General features: G+C 48.6%; 16 protein-coding genes. 9 read left to right on the top strand and 7 right to left on the bottom strand.

Annotated elements, in window-relative coordinates; genetic code table 11:
• Positions 1 to 253: 253 nt before the first annotated feature.
• The 6 genes from GSVR_RS10990 to GSVR_RS10965 all read left to right on the top strand — a co-directional run bounded on the left by GSVR_RS10990 (position 254) and on the right by GSVR_RS10965 (position 9,680).
• The gene (locus GSVR_RS10990) at positions 254 to 769 is read left to right on the top strand and encodes a hypothetical protein (RefSeq protein ID WP_203978652.1); all 516 of its coding nucleotides are present in this window, start codon (positions 254 to 256) and stop codon (positions 767 to 769) included.
• Positions 753 to 1,433 (top strand): site-specific integrase, encoded by a 681-nt coding sequence (locus tag GSVR_RS10985; protein WP_203978651.1) that lies wholly within the window; start codon positions 753 to 755, stop codon positions 1,431 to 1,433. Before GSVR_RS10990 ends, GSVR_RS10985 begins: the two co-directional genes overlap by 17 nt.
• A gap of 2 nt (positions 1,434 to 1,435) precedes the next feature.
• Entirely contained in the window at positions 1,436 to 2,998 is a 1,563-nt protein-coding gene (locus GSVR_RS10980) for a site-specific integrase (protein ID WP_173200630.1), read from the top strand.
• The gene (locus GSVR_RS10975; protein WP_173200632.1) at positions 2,995 to 5,328 is read left to right on the top strand and encodes a hypothetical protein; all 2,334 of its coding nucleotides are present in this window, start codon (positions 2,995 to 2,997) and stop codon (positions 5,326 to 5,328) included. Before GSVR_RS10980 ends, GSVR_RS10975 begins: the two co-directional genes overlap by 4 nt.
• A complete protein-coding gene (locus GSVR_RS10970) occupies positions 5,321 to 5,767 on the top strand; it encodes a hypothetical protein (RefSeq protein ID WP_173200634.1) in 447 nt (148 codons plus the stop codon). Before GSVR_RS10975 ends, GSVR_RS10970 begins: the two co-directional genes overlap by 8 nt.
• Before the next feature lie 121 nt (positions 5,768 to 5,888).
• Positions 5,889 to 9,680: a hypothetical protein gene (locus GSVR_RS10965; protein WP_173200636.1), complete on the top strand. Its 3,792-nt coding sequence runs from the start codon at positions 5,889 to 5,891 to the stop codon at positions 9,678 to 9,680.
• 466 nt (positions 9,681 to 10,146) lie between these two features.
• Here the strand turns inward: GSVR_RS10965 and GSVR_RS10960 are convergent, their stop codons facing one another.
• The 7 genes from GSVR_RS10960 to GSVR_RS10940 all read right to left on the bottom strand — a co-directional run bounded on the left by GSVR_RS10960 (position 10,147) and on the right by GSVR_RS10940 (position 15,145).
• Positions 10,147 to 10,545, bottom strand: coding sequence for a hypothetical protein (locus GSVR_RS10960; RefSeq protein ID WP_173200638.1), 399 nt, complete (start codon positions 10,543 to 10,545; stop codon positions 10,147 to 10,149).
• Between the two features lie 227 nt (positions 10,546 to 10,772).
• Positions 10,773 to 11,441, bottom strand: a complete 669-nt coding sequence (locus tag GSVR_RS10955) for a DUF2971 domain-containing protein (RefSeq protein WP_173200640.1) — start codon at positions 11,439 to 11,441, stop codon at positions 10,773 to 10,775.
• An 876-nt stretch (positions 11,442 to 12,317) separates the two neighbouring features.
• The gene (locus GSVR_RS22065) at positions 12,318 to 12,683 is read right to left on the bottom strand and encodes a sensor histidine kinase (protein ID WP_239077310.1); all 366 of its coding nucleotides are present in this window, start codon (positions 12,681 to 12,683) and stop codon (positions 12,318 to 12,320) included.
• A 13-nt stretch (positions 12,684 to 12,696) separates the two neighbouring features.
• Entirely contained in the window at positions 12,697 to 13,419 is a 723-nt protein-coding gene (locus tag GSVR_RS22060) for a hypothetical protein (protein ID WP_239077309.1), read from the bottom strand.
• Between the two features lie 256 nt (positions 13,420 to 13,675).
• Complete coding sequence (locus GSVR_RS22395; RefSeq protein ID WP_308936472.1) at positions 13,676 to 13,780, bottom strand: RCKP-type rubredoxin-like domain-containing protein; 105 nt, start codon at positions 13,778 to 13,780, stop codon at positions 13,676 to 13,678.
• A 101-nt stretch (positions 13,781 to 13,881) separates the two neighbouring features.
• Positions 13,882 to 14,502 carry a LysE family translocator gene (locus GSVR_RS10945; RefSeq protein ID WP_173200642.1) on the bottom strand — a complete coding sequence of 207 codons (621 nt, stop codon included), beginning with the start codon at positions 14,500 to 14,502 and terminating at the stop codon, positions 13,882 to 13,884.
• Positions 14,503 to 14,668: 166 nt separating this feature from the next.
• Entirely contained in the window at positions 14,669 to 15,145 is a 477-nt protein-coding gene (locus GSVR_RS10940; RefSeq protein WP_203978650.1) for a DUF4112 domain-containing protein, read from the bottom strand.
• Between the two features lie 184 nt (positions 15,146 to 15,329).
• Here GSVR_RS10940 and GSVR_RS10935 point away from each other — a divergent pair, with 184 nt between their 5' ends.
• The 3 genes from GSVR_RS10935 (at position 15,330) to GSVR_RS10925 (ending at position 18,393) form a co-directional block, all read left to right on the top strand.
• A complete protein-coding gene (locus tag GSVR_RS10935; RefSeq protein ID WP_173200644.1) occupies positions 15,330 to 15,851 on the top strand; it encodes a DinB family protein in 522 nt (173 codons plus the stop codon).
• Positions 15,852 to 15,890: 39 nt separating this feature from the next.
• On the top strand, positions 15,891 to 17,657 hold the full coding sequence (locus GSVR_RS10930; protein ID WP_173200646.1) for a diguanylate cyclase: 1,767 nt from the start codon (positions 15,891 to 15,893) through the stop codon (positions 17,655 to 17,657).
• A 103-nt stretch (positions 17,658 to 17,760) separates the two neighbouring features.
• Positions 17,761 to 18,393, top strand: a complete 633-nt coding sequence (locus tag GSVR_RS10925) for a hypothetical protein (RefSeq protein WP_173200648.1) — start codon at positions 17,761 to 17,763, stop codon at positions 18,391 to 18,393.
• The last annotated feature ends 31 nt before the right edge of the window (positions 18,394 to 18,424 follow it).

The raw sequence follows: 18,424 nt of genomic DNA, 5'->3' as shown, positions 1-18,424 counted from the left end.
CTTTTACTTCCAAGGATTTTCAAAAAAAAGGAAGGGAGTTGAAGAAATGAGTGGTGCAACTTCTGAAGGGAGAAAAGGAATAGATTACAAAATATAAAATGGATCACTAGACTTACTCCATAAGCCAACTTGACATAATATAGCTTATGGGCGCCAGACGTCATTTTTTTTGTGTTGCATTTTAGATAAAAATGAGTCATTAGGTCCGCAACATTGTTAGATTATAAATAGTCATAATAAATGTTGCGAGGTAATGATGTATCGATTCCTCGGTGGTCAGGATATTCCTTCTGCATTATCCGGTCCGTTGTTGGTTGACGAACTCGGATTACCTCGTTACTGGTCTACGGTATGGACCACTCTGTTCCTTTCAAATCTTGAGCATTCAACTCAAACTCAAAAATTGCGGTTCATAGAATTACTATACTCTTTCGCCGATGAAATGAATGGCCCTGGCTCGCTGGACGATATGCTGGGCAATCTCGATATAGTTGGCCTCGGGCAAGTGCTTGAGGCCTTTTTTGTTTCAATTCGCAACCGATCCTTAGATTTCAACAGCGAACAGAAATGGCGCACGGCGTTAAATTTTGTTTCCGGCATACTTGGGTGGCGATCCAAAGGCGAAATCTTCTCAAACACGAAATTTCGAAGGATCCAGCAAAAACTGAATTATTTGGAAACGCTCTATAGCCAATTAAGGATTGCAAAGCCCAGACAGTCCAATTTTATCCGCTCTTTGCCGGCGAATGTACTTGAAGCGCAAAGGTGAAAAAACACGCTGGCGCGTGTTTGTCATTTTTACCATCCTGCTCAATATGGGATTAAGGCGTGGCGAGCTTTTGATTCTGCCGGTCGACACAGTTAAGAGTTCGTTTGACAATCGAGATCAGCGGACACGCTATTGGCTTAATGTTACTGAAAATCCCTATGAGCTTGATGATGTACGATATAACAAACCGTCGATAAAGACCGCCCACTCGTATCGTCAGATACCGGTCAGCGAATCTACAGCTATCCTGGTTCAGTCTTACATCGAGAATTGTCGTGGCCGTCCTGAGCACTCCTTTCTTATAAACTCGCAATTTAATTTGCCCATGAGCCACGAGGCGTTGACAAAGCTCTTCTCGAAAATCAGTAAGCACTTGTCCAAAGCAACCTTAAAGGAATTGGAAGACCGAACTGGCAAGACGAACATAACACCCCATGACTTAAGGCATACCTGCGCCGTGGTGTTCCTCAATCAGTTGTTAACGATGGGAGACTCCATGGATGAAGCTCTCGTGAAAATGCGTTGCTTCTTTGGCTGGTCACCATCATCTGATATGCCTGTCAGATATGCCAGAGCAGTATTTGAGGACCGACTGGCGAATGTCTGGTCAAAGATATTCGCTGATCAGGTTGAAATTCTACGGGCTATCCCGAGAGGGCTTTGATTATGAGTAAGAAATCTAACGCGCAAAGCGACCTTTCTACCATTTTCCCAGATACCCACTTACAGAGTTATTTAGTTTTCAAAAAAATCGCCCTAAATCTGCCACCGTTGCCGCCAGTTATCAGATATTACGATGACTTTGATAACAAAACTCGCTCTATTAATAATCCGAGTAAAATTAATGTATTTGAATTTAATTATAATGGAAGTAAAACGTTAGTAAATTTTTCCCGTTATGGAGAGTGGCTGGGAACTATCATGAAACAGCTGATTGTTTTTCTATTCGGCCGTAATTTACTACCACAATCAGTTTACAATAGTTCCGTAGCTATAGTTAATATCGATGCAAATGATCTAAGTAGTCTACTCTCTGCTGGCCCAACGCGTATTAAATTCCCATGGGAGCAAATAACATCAAAATACTTTTCAAGTTCAAGTGGCTTTTTTATGACTATTAAGTACTTATTAATGCTTTTGTGTGAATATACACTTTATGGCTGGTCGAGAGAGTATCATCAGTTCATTGCTGAAGCATTGCCCTACCCTACTGCAGCTAAACATCGTACAGTGAGGAGTGGTGAGGCATTCCTAACAGCAGCTGAAGAGTCAGCAATAGTCAACTATCTAGATAATAAGGTTGCCTCACTAGCCGAATGCTCCTTACTGATTAAAAATAACGAGCTGCAGAATGACTGTATGTTGCTTTGTTCCTATCAGTTCGGTATGAGACCGTTACAGATTGCAATGGTGACCCTACGAGATGTTCGGATCTGGCAAGATTCTGACGAAGGTCTGCCTTCAATTCACCTGACGTTCAGGAAGGTCAAACAACTCCGCTCATCTGCCTGTATCCCAATGACACGTCGTGTAAAACGAGAATGGGTTCTGATGTTGGAGGAATTAATTAGTCGATCAAAAGCAATTGGATTACCAGGAGAATCGAGATTGTTTCAAGTCAGTTCTAGCCATGAAGCGGCAACAAGAATAAGCATGTTGGCATCGGCAGTTACAGGTTCACCCACAACAGCAATGGATTTGAGACACACGGCAGCACAACGCTTGGTCGATGCAGGAGCTAGTCAGGAGGAGGTCGCCGAATTCCTAGGCCATTCCGATATCAATACCTGTCTGGCTTACTTCCAATCTTCTGCGAGCCAAGCAGAACGGATCAATAAGGCTCTTGGCATATCAAGCATCTACCTGACTGTTGCCAAAATAGCCCATGATCGTTTCATCAGTCGCGAGGAGTTGTCACTGCTGAAGGGAGACCAACAGATCGCAGGGGTGCCACATGGGATTCCCATCGCTGGAATTGGCGGATGCTCGAGCGGTCAGCCGAACTGCCCGTTCAACCCTATCACCTCTTGCTACGGTTGTCGGAAATTCATGCCGATAAACGACCTGGCAATTCATCAACAGGTGCTGGAAGATATGCGGAATGTTGTGAAATTGTTCTATAACTTTTCTCAAGGTGAGGAGCATTCCCCGACATATCTACAGCTAAAAAGAACAATAACCTGTGTTCAAGCTGTAATTGCTGAGATTGAAGGTGATAATAGCCAATGAATATGTTCTATCTAGAATTTATCAAACATGGTCGCAAGTTGGCCGAAGATCGCGGCATCAATTGGGACATCCCGCTTGACTCTGATGGAATGGCCGCTGATGGTATCGGATGGAATTTGACCATTGCGGCGGGAGATACGCCTCCTCCGAGTTACTACCTCCGTGATTTTACCTCAGACAAGAGGACTGTAGAGATTCTGAAGCAGGAAGAGATGAGCAATGAAAACTTTCTCCTACCATTTCTAGTACTGTCTAAAGCTTGGCAAGACCTTGTCAAAGCTGCCGTGGCCAATCAGTTATTTTACCGGAAGAATAGCCCAACACACGTTTCGAACAATATCATTCGCCCTCTTAAGGTTATTGCAACGTGCGCCTTCAATACTGAGCCCTGGGCCCTTGGCCTTAATGATCTTGTGTTTGCAATAAAAATAGGGACTAAAATCCAGGCGTCAGGGAAGCTTGGCGATCTCATCAAAGGTATCGTGAAGACAATCATCGACGTGGAACACATCGCAGACGCATGCCCGCTTTACCCTTCTCTTCCAATGAATAGGCTGCTTATAACTAATAATCGTGCACGGTGCACCAAGTCGGTGGATGAACTCCTCAATGATCTCGGAACAAGGAAGAGAGCTGAACGTCTCCCAGAACGACGAGCTTTCTGGGAGTTGGTGAGAATTATTTTTACGGAGAAGCCCAAGACATTAACTGACGAATTCAGGTTTACGGCACTTAAAGTACTTTTGACCTGCGGACTCAGAATTGGTGAAGCAGTTTTACTTCCAGCGGACTGGAAGCGAACTAAAGAGCACTTTGACCATCGGGGACGACCGGCTGGAGAACTTGGGGGATATTCTTCAACTTTGATGCTGCGTCATTTTGCTGAAAAGCAAAAAACTGATGATAGTGCTATATTAGTTGAGTCATTTCAGTATGTGCCGGAGATGTTTACTGATTTGCTGACTGAAGCCTTGGATCGAGCTGTCAGGATTTCCCAGCCTTTCCGTGAGACTCTGAGATTGCAAGTAGAAACCGGTCGCACCTTACCGTGGTACGACAAAAAAGAGTTCGTTCGAGTTACTGATCTGTATCCGCGGCTGACCGGGAATCCTTTTTGGCTTACGCTGGAGGCTGACTATATCAGTTCCATAGTGAACGCTTACCGAGATGATTTTTCCCCTGAAGTCTTGCACAACCTGAGAGAAAAACAGACACTACAATATAAAGAAGGATCTGAAATTACTCTTAGTACGGCGCTGTATGCATATCTCCATCGACTACGTAGTAATATAAAAGATGGAAAAACCGCCATTCGCTTTTATAGACCTGACGGTTCAATAATGCCGATTAAGAGTCGTATGCTTTGGGGAGAAGTATGTCTTAATATCGGTGAGTTGGAAGGGCATATACAGAGGGATACTCCAACCAAAATCCCCGATACCCTGCCCCTTAAACTGGAAAATGGAATATTTCAGCCATGGGAGTTTATGTTTCTTATGCCCAAGCGATCAGTGGCAGAAGAACGTGATGGTAGGATCTGCGATGTTACAAGATATTTTTCAGTTGGGATTCCAGACCCCGTATTCTTGGATTGTGCACTGGGAGACAAGGTTACATTTGAATCCATTTTTGAGAGGTATGGGGAAACTGAGGATGACCGAAAGCTCACTTTGAAGTCCCATTCGCTGCGACATCTGCAGAATACGGAGCTATTCCGCCTTGGAGTCGCCGACACCATTATCACCAAGCGGTATAACAGGCGCAGTGTGGCTCAGAGCTATGAGTATGATCATCGCAGCCTTGCCGAAGAGTTGGACCAGATTGAACTACCGCCTAATATTGAAATCAGCTTGGGCGAGAAGGCTACGATTGCTGCAAAGATGATTAAGGCGGGCAAGGCGACTGGCCCCATAGTTGAGGCCTTCAAGAGGATTCAGCAGTTGGAGGGCGACGATGCCGCGTTCCAGTATCTGCGGGGTGAGGCAGACGGTTTTCATGCGACGCCGTTCGGACACTGCTTTAACAGCTTTACGGTTGATCCCTGTCCCAAAAATCTGGAATGTTTTGCCGGCTGCAGGCATCTCACTGCCACCAATCTTCCCAGCAACAGAAAATATCTTCTGAAACTGGAGGAAAGGTTTTCTACTGCTTTGGAAGCTGCTAAATCCAGATCTTCTAAAAGCATCGGCAGGGATAATCAGATACGGCATGCACAGGATCGTCTTGATGCAGTCCACGCCTTGTTGGCCACACCCGACGGTGAGAAGGTTTTCCCAGACGGTCCAGATTTTTCATTGTCACCTCAGCCCGGGAGTGTGCTAGATGAATAGTACTATTTATATCAGAGAATTAACTGATACACCAATTGATCCTGATATAGTGAAGATTCTTGATGAGCTCCTGGAGCGTGATGAGAATATAACAGCACGTGCTGTAGCAAGGCTGCATCCGTCGATCAAAGCGGCATCCTCAATCACGCGGAGCAAACATCGCTCGGACTTGCTAGAACGATATCAAAAACGTCAAACTGAATTCAGAACCTGGAAAGGCCGGCTGAAAAAAAACTCCCAAGCTAAGACAGCTTCTGCATTGGCAGAAAAAGATATTCAAATTGCCGAGCTTGAAAGACGGGTCGCCATGTTGACAGCATCGCATGTTGCGATGCTGCGAGCGGTAGGTGAAATGGGAGGATTTCTCAAATGGGCTCAGTTTTATGATAAGTACAGAATGGTTCGTGATGAGCTTACCAAGTTGAGGCCACGGCAGTAGATTATTCCGATGAGACTTACAAAAGTATCCGGTCCCATTGGACACAAAAAGAGGATATTTAATAAAATATTGCATGTATCTCAGCTCTGATATCCTCATTCTACATGAAAAGGATCGTAAATTGTCTCACGAATTCATTGAGCCAGATTTTGAAAAGCTGAATGCTATTTTTACCGAACGTACTCGATGGGCGAATCTGTCTGTAACCATCGAAGAGATTACAAAAGAAAACAAGCGACTTATCCACGATCTTTCTAGATATGATCCAACCATTGCCGTTCCCCTCCTGGCAAGCCTCCTAACACTTCCGGAATATCAGTCGCATTGTATGCGATTTGAAGTTCTTGTTACTTTAGCCGTGACGCATTGCCGTGGTCGAAAAAAGGCGAATATTAGCCAAGCTGTTCGTTGGTTCTCCCTGATCGGTAAATCGCAATGTATGCTGGGTGAAGATCCAGCTGAAGATGTCTTCGTCTCCTTAGTGCAAGATAGTGCTGGAAACTATCGGCTTCTCGAAGGCGTCTGGGAAGCAGCAGGCTTCTATACTCAGCGTGTTCTCGACGTAATTGCGACGATGCCCGATACTGGACAATTCGGCCAAATCAAAAAGAGCGTCCGTGCATTACTCGTCATTTCCGATATAGTCTGCGAGAAAGCCGGGGTGCACCGTTATCAGCTTGGCTCTGCTGAACATTATACAGAGTTATCACTTCCGAAACTTTTAGGGCGCAACACTCTAATATCTCGTGTGTCGATCACCTTTTCTGAGCTCGAAGAGAACAACATCACACTCAAAGATATCAAGCCTTTTCTATTTTATCCTCAAATGCGGGAGGATTTGCCTGCGCAGCAAATTGGCCTCAGCTATTTAGATCGATGCCCGTTAATAGTGTTTGGCGAGAAACATCTAACGGTTGTACTCCCCCAAACACTATCCGTTGCCGTGCGTGACTATGCGATCACCAGTATCATCAAAGGCGGATTGACTGAAACCTTTGATGGCATACTTGCACAGAATTATTCAAAACTATTTTTTGACACACCTTTGCTTGGTGGCCCAATACAAGCGCCGGTCCATTGGAAGAAGTCAAGTGCTCACCGATGGTCGCATTTATTTCTTGAAATTGATAAGGGTTACGTAATCTCACTCCACTTATTTTTACCTTCAGTGCGGGCGCATCAGGATGGTGGCTTTAAAGAGGTTTATCGAGATGAAGGCTCCATTACCGAAGTACTGCAAGCCTCTATCAACGAAGCTCTCATGTATTTCGAAGGTAAAGATGATTTCAAAAAGGGACTCGTCGTTCTAGTCGGCTGCGGCTGGGGTAAAGGCTATGAAACCCAGTGGATCGAGATGAATCACCCACATTGGCGTTTCGAAAGCATGTCGGCCGCTGACTTAGTGCGACTCAGTTGGCTTAGCGACATGAATCCCGGCTATTTTTGGCGTATTCAAGACGGATTGGAGGCTGTCGGGAAGGCTGGAGTCCAGATCGTCAATCCGAATGGTATATTGAACCTAATCGGTTGGGTACGAAGTAACAATGGCCACTTCGTATCACATGCACAGCTCCCTCAAGGCGAAATTTCGCCAGAGCGGCCCCTGATGCTCGCCCCCCCTCTCAACCTTCTGCGGGAAGTTCGTGCTGATTCTGATCGTGGTTACGACCGCCATAGCGCACTTGATAATGTCGGAACAAGGCACGAAGTCCAACATGTATCGCCGAACCCGTTTTTTAGCAGCGAAAGCGCACGGTGCGTCTATGCTTCCATGAACGACATTCGAGGAGGAACCCTTACGTCCGTGTACGAAGGAGCGATCAAACTCTGGGTGTCCGTGTCTACACCCAACGCTTCCGAAAGAAATGTCGCGTACCGGCTTTGGGAAATGGCCAGTGAATGGCTGCATCGTATCGGCAACGCTCTAGACAAGCACAGAGAAGTTGCGAAAGAGCATAATCTCAAAGTCTATGTTGAGTTCCGTGATGACGATCCGACAAAGGAAGGTGACGTGATACTGGCTCACGAAGATCTTTTCCGGCTCTGTATGATCGAGCCCCACAGTGAACCTAATGCTTATAAAGCCATTTTTCAGACCGGTTTTCTGGCTGCCTTTCGAATCGCCGATAACGTAGCCGAGCGCCTCTTTGTTCGCACGCTAGCACGGGCTTATCTGACTCTCCTCGATGTAGAGAATTGCTGTGGTGAGGCCGAGGTGATTGAAGCCCTAGTTGTCCCGAACAACGAGGCGCGTAACTTTCATCTCTTTTATGCGCAACAATTCATGGATTATGTTAGGGATACGCTACCAAAAAAACTAATTGCTATCGATTCGGTCGATGATGCAGCTATGAAAATCGGCCTTGGTTGGCGCGTACTTAAAAAAGGGCAAAGCAACAAGATCGAAGGAAAAGAAGCCTGCACAGATTTTCTTGGAAAGGTCGTCGATGTTTTGTTGTCAGAAATCATCGAGTTGCTCAAAACATTTGACCGAATTTCAGCTCTAAGGCGTCTTGTAGCCAATTGTGAGAAAGCAAATACTGAAGAAGACCATTGGAAGCGGACATCTGCAGCTGTCCTCGGCCTGCATGGCGATGAGCCAGGCACTGTTGATCGCTATGTCGAGCAGATGTCAAAGTTTGCAGGCGCCAATATCGCAAGCCGTATTCTGACGGAGATATCCTTGTGCGCATGCCCGACTGAAGGCGGGATCCCACTTTCAGATATCGAGCTAAGTAAATTGATAGTACGAGCCGCGTTTGTGGTAGGTATTGGAGGCCTCTCTGACGCAATATATTATAACGCGCTCGCTCCTGAACTCACAATCTCGCCTTTGGGAGACTTACTTTTTCGCGATGAATTTGGACAATCGGTGGTTGAACCTATGCTGACACGTGAGATAGGGAACAGGTTCATTACAAATGCCCCTCTGCAGAGAGGAAACTATGAAAATCCCCAAATTGTGCCTCAGACCAAAGGGCATATGAGTGATGAATTTTTAAATATCTGGAAAATTGAGATGGGTTTTGATCTGGATGAAGCCCGAAATATAATCGACGAGTTGGAGGATAAAGGCATAAATGACCACGCTGCAATATTTATGATCAAGAAGAGAGAGTATCTGGCTCTTGTCTGTTCAGACAAAGTCCATGAAGACGCAGCAAGAAAATTTCTTGATCAGTTTTCTCTCTCTACGCGACCGTACTGGGATAAACCGCCAAAAGGCTTTAGCGGCAAAGATATCTATCCCTGGCGTTTTGGCAGACGATTGTCTTTTGCAACCCGCCCTATTCTAATAGTAGATGATAGTGATGATCCTCTGCTGATCATCGCCCCCGGCGCCCTGAGAACGGGCTTCATTTACGTCCTAAATGGCGCCTACTATGGACAGCTTGAGCAAGACTTCTTCCGCACCAAGGAAATGAGAGATACCTGGTGGGGCAAAGCCAGCGAAGGTCACACCTTCAATGCAGAGGTTTCGAAGGCACTGTCGGATGCTGGATGGCAAGTTCGCCAAAACATCGGACTACCTGAGCTTCTCAATCGTAAAATAGAGCGGAATTTTGGGGATGTCGATGTTTTTGCCTGGCGAACTGATCGCAAAGAGGTGCTGGTAATCGAGTGCAAAGATCTATCATTGGCGCGTAACTATTCGGAGATAGCAGCGCTGCTCTCGGGCTATCAAGGCGCAGAAATATCAGGGAAAGCTGATAATCTCAAAAAACACCTCGATCGCTTCTCGCTTCTCCATGAACATGGCAGGCAGGTCCAGCGTTTTACTGGGGTTAAAGATCCGCAGATTGTATCTTGTCTAGTTTGCAGCGGCGTCGTCCCAATGCAATACGCTAAGATCGACGCTCTAGAACATACTCATGTCGGTGGGATATCGGAAATTCTAGAACTTTTAGTTTGAGTGCGAACAGTGCGTGAGCCGACAGGTTTCTTACACAATATGTCAGAACTGCGGGAAACTATCGGCTCAACACCGACAAAAGCGAAGCGTTTAGTCTAATCTTAGATGGGCCAATAACAATTTGAAGATCCACCTAAAAATGCTTATCACAATCTCAATCAGCGCGCGCTTCATAATCGCCCCTGAAAAATCATCTATTCTCGATTGAGATCCGTTCTTGGCGACATCACGCCCTAGTCTTTTTCCCTTCCTTCCCATAGTGCCTCCCTTTGCCGAAGCAACAAAAAAACCCTGTGCCAGATCCAAAGCAATTGCTCTGAATCCAGCACAGGGTTATGAGTAGTCCGGCCTCACCGTGTGATATGGGGTCAATGGCCGGGGTCATTCCTGTTGCTAGCTATCTGATATCGAGTGGTCCATCCTCACCAGCAAGTGCCGGGTCACTGAAAGGGGTCGCACCAGTTAATTAAAGTGATGATTTAAATTCGACTCGTATCTGTGTTATTGCTCCTTTAAAAACAACAAGTTTAAAAACAGCAGTTGAGATAGTATTGCCTTCTTGACCTCTAACGAGGTGGGGCCTGAGAAACCGCACTAACCCTTCTTTTTCCTCACGTGGAATCTCCCGGTTACGGATGCCACCTTGGGTCACATAAAGCTCATATTCGCCATCGGACTTCGTTTTCCAATACCCTGACTCATAAGAATTCGCTCTTACGTCTTGACGAATGATTGTTAATTTTCCGTCCGACTGCTGTTGGGCAATAGTCACAAGTGTGCCTGTAACATCCGCCACTTGAGGATTCATCTCCTGAAGTATTTTTTTTGCGTTTTCTGCAAAATCTGTCCCCAATCGAAATTCCATACTGTTAACTTAATGATGCGAAGACAAGGAGTCAAGGACTAAAAAGCGGGCAGATCTCAAACTCCATGCAATGCCCGGGCTGCTTGTCAAACGTGAATATCACCGATACGGTGTCACGCTAACGTGAACACAAACATACGAAATGCAACATATTGATAACAATTTCCCATATTTAATTACATCTGTCATAGATTATCAATCTTTCTTACTAAGTGTTGGCCAGCAACTTATTTAGATTTTACTCTGACACGCGAAGCCACTTTATTTTTCAGAACTTCAAATCGGCTAAAAGCAATCCTCGACTTAATGACTTCCACTTCTGCACTAAAGTTGGAAACATGGTTACGTACGCCATCTATCGGTAGTTCGCAACGTGGACCCAGGATAACCTCTCGAAGTACAAATTTTTGGCTGAAGGGGTAGAAATACATACCTGATTCTACTTTGTCGTGATCCAGTCTCACAAATAAGCGCATCTCATTTTCATATGCCCAGTCGGAGAACTTTGTTCGAAGCAGTTCATCTATGATTTTTTCATTGATCATGGGTTTCTTGGTTTTTTGATTAATTTTAAATTTAATGAGGTCAGTGGCATAAATAACAGAAGCCAGAAGCTCATCAGGTATGTCAAAACCTAAAGCCATCCCTGTGTGTTTTTCGGCGTAATGGCCCCAAAGAAGCGGGTTTTTCCATGATTTACTGAAACATATGAGCCCTCTGTTTTCATTTATCTCTCGTTTAGTAGCGCGGAATGCTGGGCGATGAGCTTTATTGGTTAAGTCAACGCCAAGTAACTCAAACGGGTCATTTAGGTCGGCAAATCTAGAGATTTTAATGCGCCGTAGTGCGATATTGCTTAGGGCATATTGTGCACCTGTCAAATAGTATACTCGCATAGGCTCATCTCCTCTCAGTAATTAAGTAAGGACTTCTCAAGGACCGCACACTTTTTCGCTTTGCTTTTTCACGGATACATAATTCATAGAAATGTTTCAAATGGACTCACAGATCTACCATGAAGGATGCTCCACCAACAAAAAGGCCCCGGTTCAGTTATTGGAACGCGGGGCCTTCAAAATAGTTCTCTTGAATCATGTTATCATCCTCCGAAGAGACGGAGTACTATTATCAGTAAGTGAAGCGTAATTACGAAAAATATACCATTAATTATAAATATGCGTCAAATGCTCTGATCGTCCGAGACAGCTTTATCGCTAACATACACATCTTTCGTGCCTCGTTATGCGGTCTAACTATATGTAAAAACAAATATTTCAATAGAGTGAATTGGTGACGCAACACGGATAGGAATTCTGCGCAGAATATAAGGGACGCTTGCACATTGGGATGTTGCATGTGCGAGATCTTTACGTGCAACAAAAAAGGAAATAAAATCAATACAAGCAATTATGATTAAATAATTGATTATTTATTTATAAATTACAACAACTTATATATAGCAACAATATCCTAAAGTAACATTTATATTCAATTTTCGGATTTGACTTACAAGTCAAGGCTGCACTATAGCCGCAGCCCGGCACATTCGGACACTTTTCGGTTGCCCCTGAACACCGGGTCTTACGATTGCCCCACATTTACCCGCAGAACACACCCGGTTCTAAGAACCCTTTCTTGACGTCGTTCGGCCCTCAGAACCAAAATTCAGAGCCCGATTTTACCGGCGCTCATCACAAAAATTCAGTGACGTCTTTTGTTAACTGATCAGCACGCCCGTACGATGCACTAGATGTCATATTTTGTCCTTCGACCTATACCTCGATCCTGAACTCGGCACCCATCCCCGTATTGCGCACTGTCAAGCTTCCCCCCATGTTGTTCTCGATGATGTTTTTCGACATGAACAGACCTATGCCGCTCCCTTTTCCCAGCGGCTTGGTGGTGAAAAAGGCATCGAATATCTTTTGCATAACCTCTTCATCGACACCGCCCGCATCATCGGTGATAGTCACCACTGCTCTACCATTGTCGCTGTATGAGCGCACAACGATCCGGCCATTGCCGTTGCCCCGCTCCTGCAAGGCATCCCTGGCATTCATGAGGATGTTGATGAGCGCTTGGGAAAACTCATTGGGATAACCGTTAATCTGCGGCTCGCCACGTGCTTCGAATTCCACCGTGATGTGCTGCTCACTGAAACTTTCTTCGACTAGCTGGACTGTTTTGGTGATGATCTGGTCGACCCTGAAGAGTTGCTTGGCCCGGTCCGGCATCGAAAACCGCCTGAAATCGTCGATGATCTGAGACAGGTATGTTGCTTTCGAGAAGCTCCTTGCTGAATACCCCGTGTTCGTGACTCAATACCAGGTCCTGAAGTTTGAGGCCCAAAACGTTCAACGGTTGCCGCCAGTGATGGGCGATGTTACACAGCATCTCTCCCATGGCAGCCATACGGTTCTGTTGTATCAGAAGCTGGTCTTTCTGCCTCAGTTCGTCAACAGTCTGCCTGACGCGCTCTTCCAGGGTTTCCACGAGTGACGCGAGCTCCTGCCGGTTGCTCTGCAACGCCTGTTCCGTGTGCTCAAGGGAGCTGATGGCATCCCGTGACTGCAGAATATGGCGGATTATGAGCTTGTAGAGCAGCAGCGAGGTCAAAAGAATGAAGATATTCCCCTTGATGAGAGAAATATTGGTCATGACCGACAGGTCGTTGTTAAGCATTTTCAGAACCGTGTCGGAAAAAAAGATCCACAGCCCACCGAACAGCGCATAAGCACTGACGATTTTCAGGGCAGCCAGACGATCCCGCCGCGTGGGTGAAGATTTCATTGCCGGCCTTTTTTCAGCCGGAATTCGCCCGAGCGGCCAATCCCCGCTGCTTGAAACATGCGCCTTCCCATTTTCCCTTTCCATGCAGATACTCCCTGCGAGAACCATCACCCCCGGAAAAGACGGGGCACACAGTGGCGTACTATCATAACCAATAGATATTTCAGTATAGGCTTTTTTGTTTTGGTTTACATGGACAAAACCGCTGAAACCGGCACGCTCGGGACAGCCGGACCCGGCACCCAGAACACAAGTCCTGCAATGAACCTGGAGGGCTGATACAGAAAGGGCGGGGAAACAGCACCCCGCCCTTTCATACTTCAGGATCACATCGTATTGCCTATTCGGCTTTAACAAACTGCCCTTTTTCACCGCATTTCTCGCATTTCTGAGGTTTGCAGCGTCCTTCCTTGGAAAATCCACAGGCGCATTTCCACGTTGCCATCTTGATTCACCTCCATCCGTATGAGTTTGTCGCCGCCACCCTATTTCGCCGGTGCGGACAGTACAGCATTTTCGAAATCTGTCTTCTGTCTGCTTTGCGAATCATCTCTCAGCCAAAACCAGCCTGATACCCAAAGAGCCGAAGACCCCTGCGGTCAACCAGTCGAAGTACTTGGCAATCGTGGGCTTGGCAAAGAGATATGTGCCGATGTTAGCTGAAAAATAGCCGATCATGCAGAAAATAATCACGGACTGCACCATGAAGATGAAACCGAGGAGCAGCATCTGAAGCGGGAAATAAGGGGAATCGGGCTTTATGAATTGCGGCAGAAACGCCAGAAAAAACATGGCCACCTTCGGATTGAGCACATTCATGATGAATCCGCGCCTGAACAGAGCGGACAGGGGGAGATCATCGACGTGCGAGAGTCTGAGACCGGACCGGTTCTGCAGTGTTTTGAAGGCCAAGTACAGCAAGTAAAAAGCACCCGCAAACTTAACGACATTGAAGGCGACGACCGACGAGTAAAAGACCGCCGAAATTCCGAATGCCGCTGCAGTGGTATGAACGGTGATGCCGCTGCACATGCCGAGGGCGGTTACGATTGCCGGTTTTCTTCCGCGCGTGATGCCCTGGGTCATGACAAAGATGTTGTCCGGGCCGGGAGCAATGGTAAGGGCCATGGACGCGGCCAGGAAGCAGAGCAACGTTGAAATTGTCATGGTGTCCTTTTCGTGGAAAACAGAGAGATATCCCCTACACCATACTGATTAACGGCATTCAGCTCAAGTCAAAATCGGATGGAGCGCAGTGGGACGCAGGGAGAGTAAATCCGCGCTAGAGACTGGTATGGACCGAAGACGCAATCATGTGCAAGGCCGTATAAGTCTACGTGTACTGGCTGACAGCCTGCCACAATGCGCGCACCAGCAGGAACCCAAGCAAGCCGATCAGGACGACAAGGGCGATCACCAGCAGGCAGAGAAGCGCCACAAACAGACGGCTGGTCATCACGGTGGCGCGGGGGTGCTCCAGGTAGTGCTCCAGCAGCCGGACATTGCGCATATTGGCCTTCCAGGCAAAATCGAACAGATCGCCCAGGAAAGGCACGGCACCGATCAGCGCGTCCAGGGCGGTATTGAAGGCCATCTTCAGCAGAACCGACTTCGGGATGCCGAGTCGGGCCGCTTCGCTGAGGATAAAGCTCGACACCAGCGCACCGAGCAGGTCCCCCACCCAGGGTATCAGGCCGATCAGCGGATCGATGCCGATCTTCGCGCCTCCCGGAATCGGAATGGAGTTGTCCATCAGCCATGCCAGGCGTGCCAACCGCAGTCGGAGCTCTTCCTTCTCATTGGTATTCACGGGATCCTCCGGGGCAATGCGGCCCGGCTGCCGCAGCATCTCACCGTCTGCCCCCATACGTCGATTCTACAGCAACCGCCCGGAAGCCGAAAGTGCCTGCGAAGAAAGGATGACAAACAGCCTGCGCCAATCCGCTTCTCTGCTAAACTTGATAGGAAAGCGGAATCCCTTCGGGAGGTGCACGATGAACAGCCATGGTCACAAACAGGAGGCTCTGCGCCGGGAGTTGCTGACACAACTGGATGGTGGCAATGCCCACATGGATTTCGCCCAGGTGGTCGCCCGTTTTCCCGTGGAGCAGGCTGCGTTGTGCCCACCCCATACCCCTTATTCGTTCTGGCACTTTGCCGAGCACATCCGTATCGCCCAATGGGACATTCTGGAATTCATTCGCAATCCGGACCACATCTCGCCCGACTACCCTATGGGCTACCGGCCGCCGGTGGCGGAGCAGGCCACGCCGGAAAAATGGGAACAGACCGTAACAGCCGTGCTGGCCGATCTGGATGCCCTGAAACAACTGGTACAGAATCCTGAAAGCGACCTGCTGGCCCCCCTGCCCCACGCCCCGGAATACACCATTCTTCGCGAAGTCCTGACAGCTGCGGCGCATAACTCCTACCATATCGGCGAGCTGGCCGTGCTCAGGCAGATAACCGGGTTATGGCCCAAAGGGATGGAATATCTGACCGGGAAGCCGGATTGACGACAGCCTCTCGAACCGGCATGAGTGGCGGAGCGCAGCATGGATGATACAGCCGACCATCAACCAGTTAATCAGAGCCCGAGCAGCAGGTGCGCAGCCCATGCTTCCCTGGAAATGCTTCAGTTTGCCGTTCAGGCAGCGGATATCGGCATCTGGCATTGGGACCTGATCAATAACAGGGTGAACTGGGATGCCAGATGCGGACAATTGTACGGTTATAGGGACGATGAAGCACTTTCCTACGAGGGTTTCCTGAAGAGAATCAGCCCGGAAGACCGCCAGCGCGTCGATGATGCCGTTCAGGGCTCGTTGCGGGAGCGGACCGATTATATGGTCGAGATGCGGATCATGCAGGCAGACGGCAGCCTGCGCTGGGTAATGGGCAAAGGACGGGGCTTTTACGACGGGGAAGGCCGGCCGACCAGCATGTCCGGTATTGCCATGGACATCACCGAGCGCAAGCAGACCGAGGAATCACTGCGGGAATCCGAGGAAAAATTTTCAAAGGCCTTTCAGGCGGCGCCATCGATGTTTCTGATCAGCACACTGGAGGGAAGGTATCTGGATGTCAACGAGACCCTTTTATCTACCCTGCACTACCGCCGTGATGAAATTGTCGGAAGCACCGTACAGGAACTCGGCATATGGGGAGATCCGGCCGAGCGAGACAGACAGATAGCGATCCTGCAACAGAAAGGAACCATACGGAACCTGGAACTCCGTCTGCGCGACAGGTACGGCAGAAGCATTATCGGTCTCGTATCTACGGTACTGGTCACTATTCGGGGGCAGGAATGCCTGCTGACCCTGACCAGGGATGTTACCGAGCAAAAGAAAGCGGAACAGGAACGCGAGCGCTGGAGACTCCAGCTTGAGGCTGTTCTGGAAAGCATCAACGAGGGGGTCATCATCTCGGATCTGGAGGGGCGCATCCTGACCATGAATCGGGCGGCCCTCGGCTTTCATGGCCTGGAAGCGATTCGACAGGCGCGCCAAACGCTGCTTGAATACCATGGACAGTTCGAGCTGCTGGACACTGCCGGCGAGCCGGTGCCGTTGGAGAAATGGCCGCTGGCCCGCGCTCTGCGCAAGGAACAATTCGTCGACTACGAAATGTACGTTCGCCGTAAGGGGGCTACCCATCCACGCCCCTTTTGCTACAACGGCACCGTCGCCCATGACCGGGAAGGCAAGGCGATGCTGGCGGTTCTTACGATGCGCGACATAAGCGCTCAGAAACGGGCTGAACTGGAGATAGTGTCCCTCAATCGCGAGCTGGCGGCCAAGGCAGCCGAACTGGAGATAAAAGCCACCCACGATGCTCTGACCGGCCTCTGGAACCATGAGGAGATCATCGAGATTCTGAACCACGAGCTGGCCCGGGCCGAAAGGGATGGCTCCTGCGTGAGTACGATCATGGCAGACATCGACTTTTTCAAACAGGTCAACGACACCTATGGGCATATGTCCGGAGATGAGGTGCTCCGGCAGACCGCGCAGAAAATCAGGTCCAATGTCCGCTCCTACGATTTTGTCGGACGTTACGGCGGCGAGGAATTTCTGCTGATTCTGCCCGAATGCAACCGAACCTGCGCGCTTTCCTTTGCGGAAAGGATCCGCTCCGGCGTCGACCGGAGCCTGATCCGGACCCAGGAAGCGGACATATCGATCACGATCAGCCTCGGCGTGGCCCACAGTTGCCGAGACGGGAGGCTGGATGCGACCACCCTGATCAAGATCTCGGACGCCGCATTGTACGAAGCCAAACGCAATGGCCGCAACCGGGTGGAGGCCGCTCTGCAATGAGCGTCCGGACCGGCCGGTGCCCGAGCAGCCTCTAAATTATATGTAGCCAAGCAAGACATTTCGGAGTAATTTAATGTACGTATACAACTTCAAGGAGGGTCGCATGACGCCAGGCAAACTGATCATCATCGAAGGCATTTATGGCTCGGGCAGACTGATAGCGGAAGTGGTCGAGAAGGTGCGCACGGCACTGGTAAGCCAGGGGAGAGAGGTATACGAGATCGACAGCCCCGATTGCGGGCGCGCACAGCTTATGGGTGCCCAGGAACTCGACTGCGGCTGGCGCTATGGCATTTTCAAGCCCGACTTCTTCTTCGAGCTCGCATCAAGGGCTCGCGCATGCTCCGTCATCAGACAGGAACTGACCCAAGGCAAGGTGGTCATCTGCAAGAACTTTACGCTTTCCTCGATCGTGTATGCGCGCCTTAAAGGCCACGACTGGTTCCGGGAGGACCTGAACTGTCTCGAAGCACGCGCACGCGGTCTGCAGTTCAATGGCGAAATTGCTCCCGATCACACCATCTTCATCGATGTTGCGCCCGAAATGGCAGTGAGAGAGCTCGGCGCAAGGATGAACGGATTTTTTACCCCCGCCGACATAGAGTTGCAGAAAAAATACTATCACCAGGAGCTGGCAAAATTGCCGGCCGAAAGCCTGAGCATCATCCCCCTGGAAGGGAACGAAAACGAAGTGGCTGCCAAGGCGCTTTCGGCAGTACAGTCCGTTATCGGCTGATTTCTTCACATCCGGCGGGACCGGTGCGTGT

Source organism: Geobacter sp. SVR, from assembly GCF_016865365.1.
Lineage (GTDB): Bacteria > Desulfobacterota > Desulfuromonadia > Geobacterales > Pseudopelobacteraceae > Pelotalea.
The sequence above is the reverse complement of the archived record's forward strand: the minus strand, read 5'-3'. Positions and strand labels throughout refer to the sequence as shown.

Bases quoted from the DNA above. Each gene is read 5' to 3' on its own strand.
- GSVR_RS10975 (WP_173200632.1), top strand. From the start codon at position 2,995: ATGAATATGTTCTATCTAGAATTTATCAAACATGGTCGCAAGTTGGCC.
- GSVR_RS22395 (WP_308936472.1), bottom strand. From the start codon at position 13,780: ATGGCAACGTGGAAATGCGCCTGTGGATTTTCCAAGGAAGGACGCTGC.
- GSVR_RS10955 (WP_173200640.1), bottom strand. From the start codon at position 11,441: ATGCGAGTATACTATTTGACAGGTGCACAATATGCCCTAAGCAATATC.
- GSVR_RS10925 (WP_173200648.1), top strand. From the start codon at position 17,761: ATGACGCCAGGCAAACTGATCATCATCGAAGGCATTTATGGCTCGGGC.
- GSVR_RS10990 (WP_203978652.1), top strand. From the start codon at position 254: ATGATGTATCGATTCCTCGGTGGTCAGGATATTCCTTCTGCATTATCC.
- GSVR_RS10945 (WP_173200642.1), bottom strand. From the start codon at position 14,502: ATGACAATTTCAACGTTGCTCTGCTTCCTGGCCGCGTCCATGGCCCTT.
- GSVR_RS10970 (WP_173200634.1), top strand. From the start codon at position 5,321: ATGAATAGTACTATTTATATCAGAGAATTAACTGATACACCAATTGAT.
- GSVR_RS10930 (WP_173200646.1), top strand. From the start codon at position 15,891: ATGGATGATACAGCCGACCATCAACCAGTTAATCAGAGCCCGAGCAGC.
- GSVR_RS10935 (WP_173200644.1), top strand. From the start codon at position 15,330: ATGAACAGCCATGGTCACAAACAGGAGGCTCTGCGCCGGGAGTTGCTG.
- GSVR_RS10960 (WP_173200638.1), bottom strand. From the start codon at position 10,545: ATGGAATTTCGATTGGGGACAGATTTTGCAGAAAACGCAAAAAAAATA.
- GSVR_RS22060 (WP_239077309.1), bottom strand. From the start codon at position 13,419: ATGGAAAGGGAAAATGGGAAGGCGCATGTTTCAAGCAGCGGGGATTGG.
- GSVR_RS10980 (WP_173200630.1), top strand. From the start codon at position 1,436: ATGAGTAAGAAATCTAACGCGCAAAGCGACCTTTCTACCATTTTCCCA.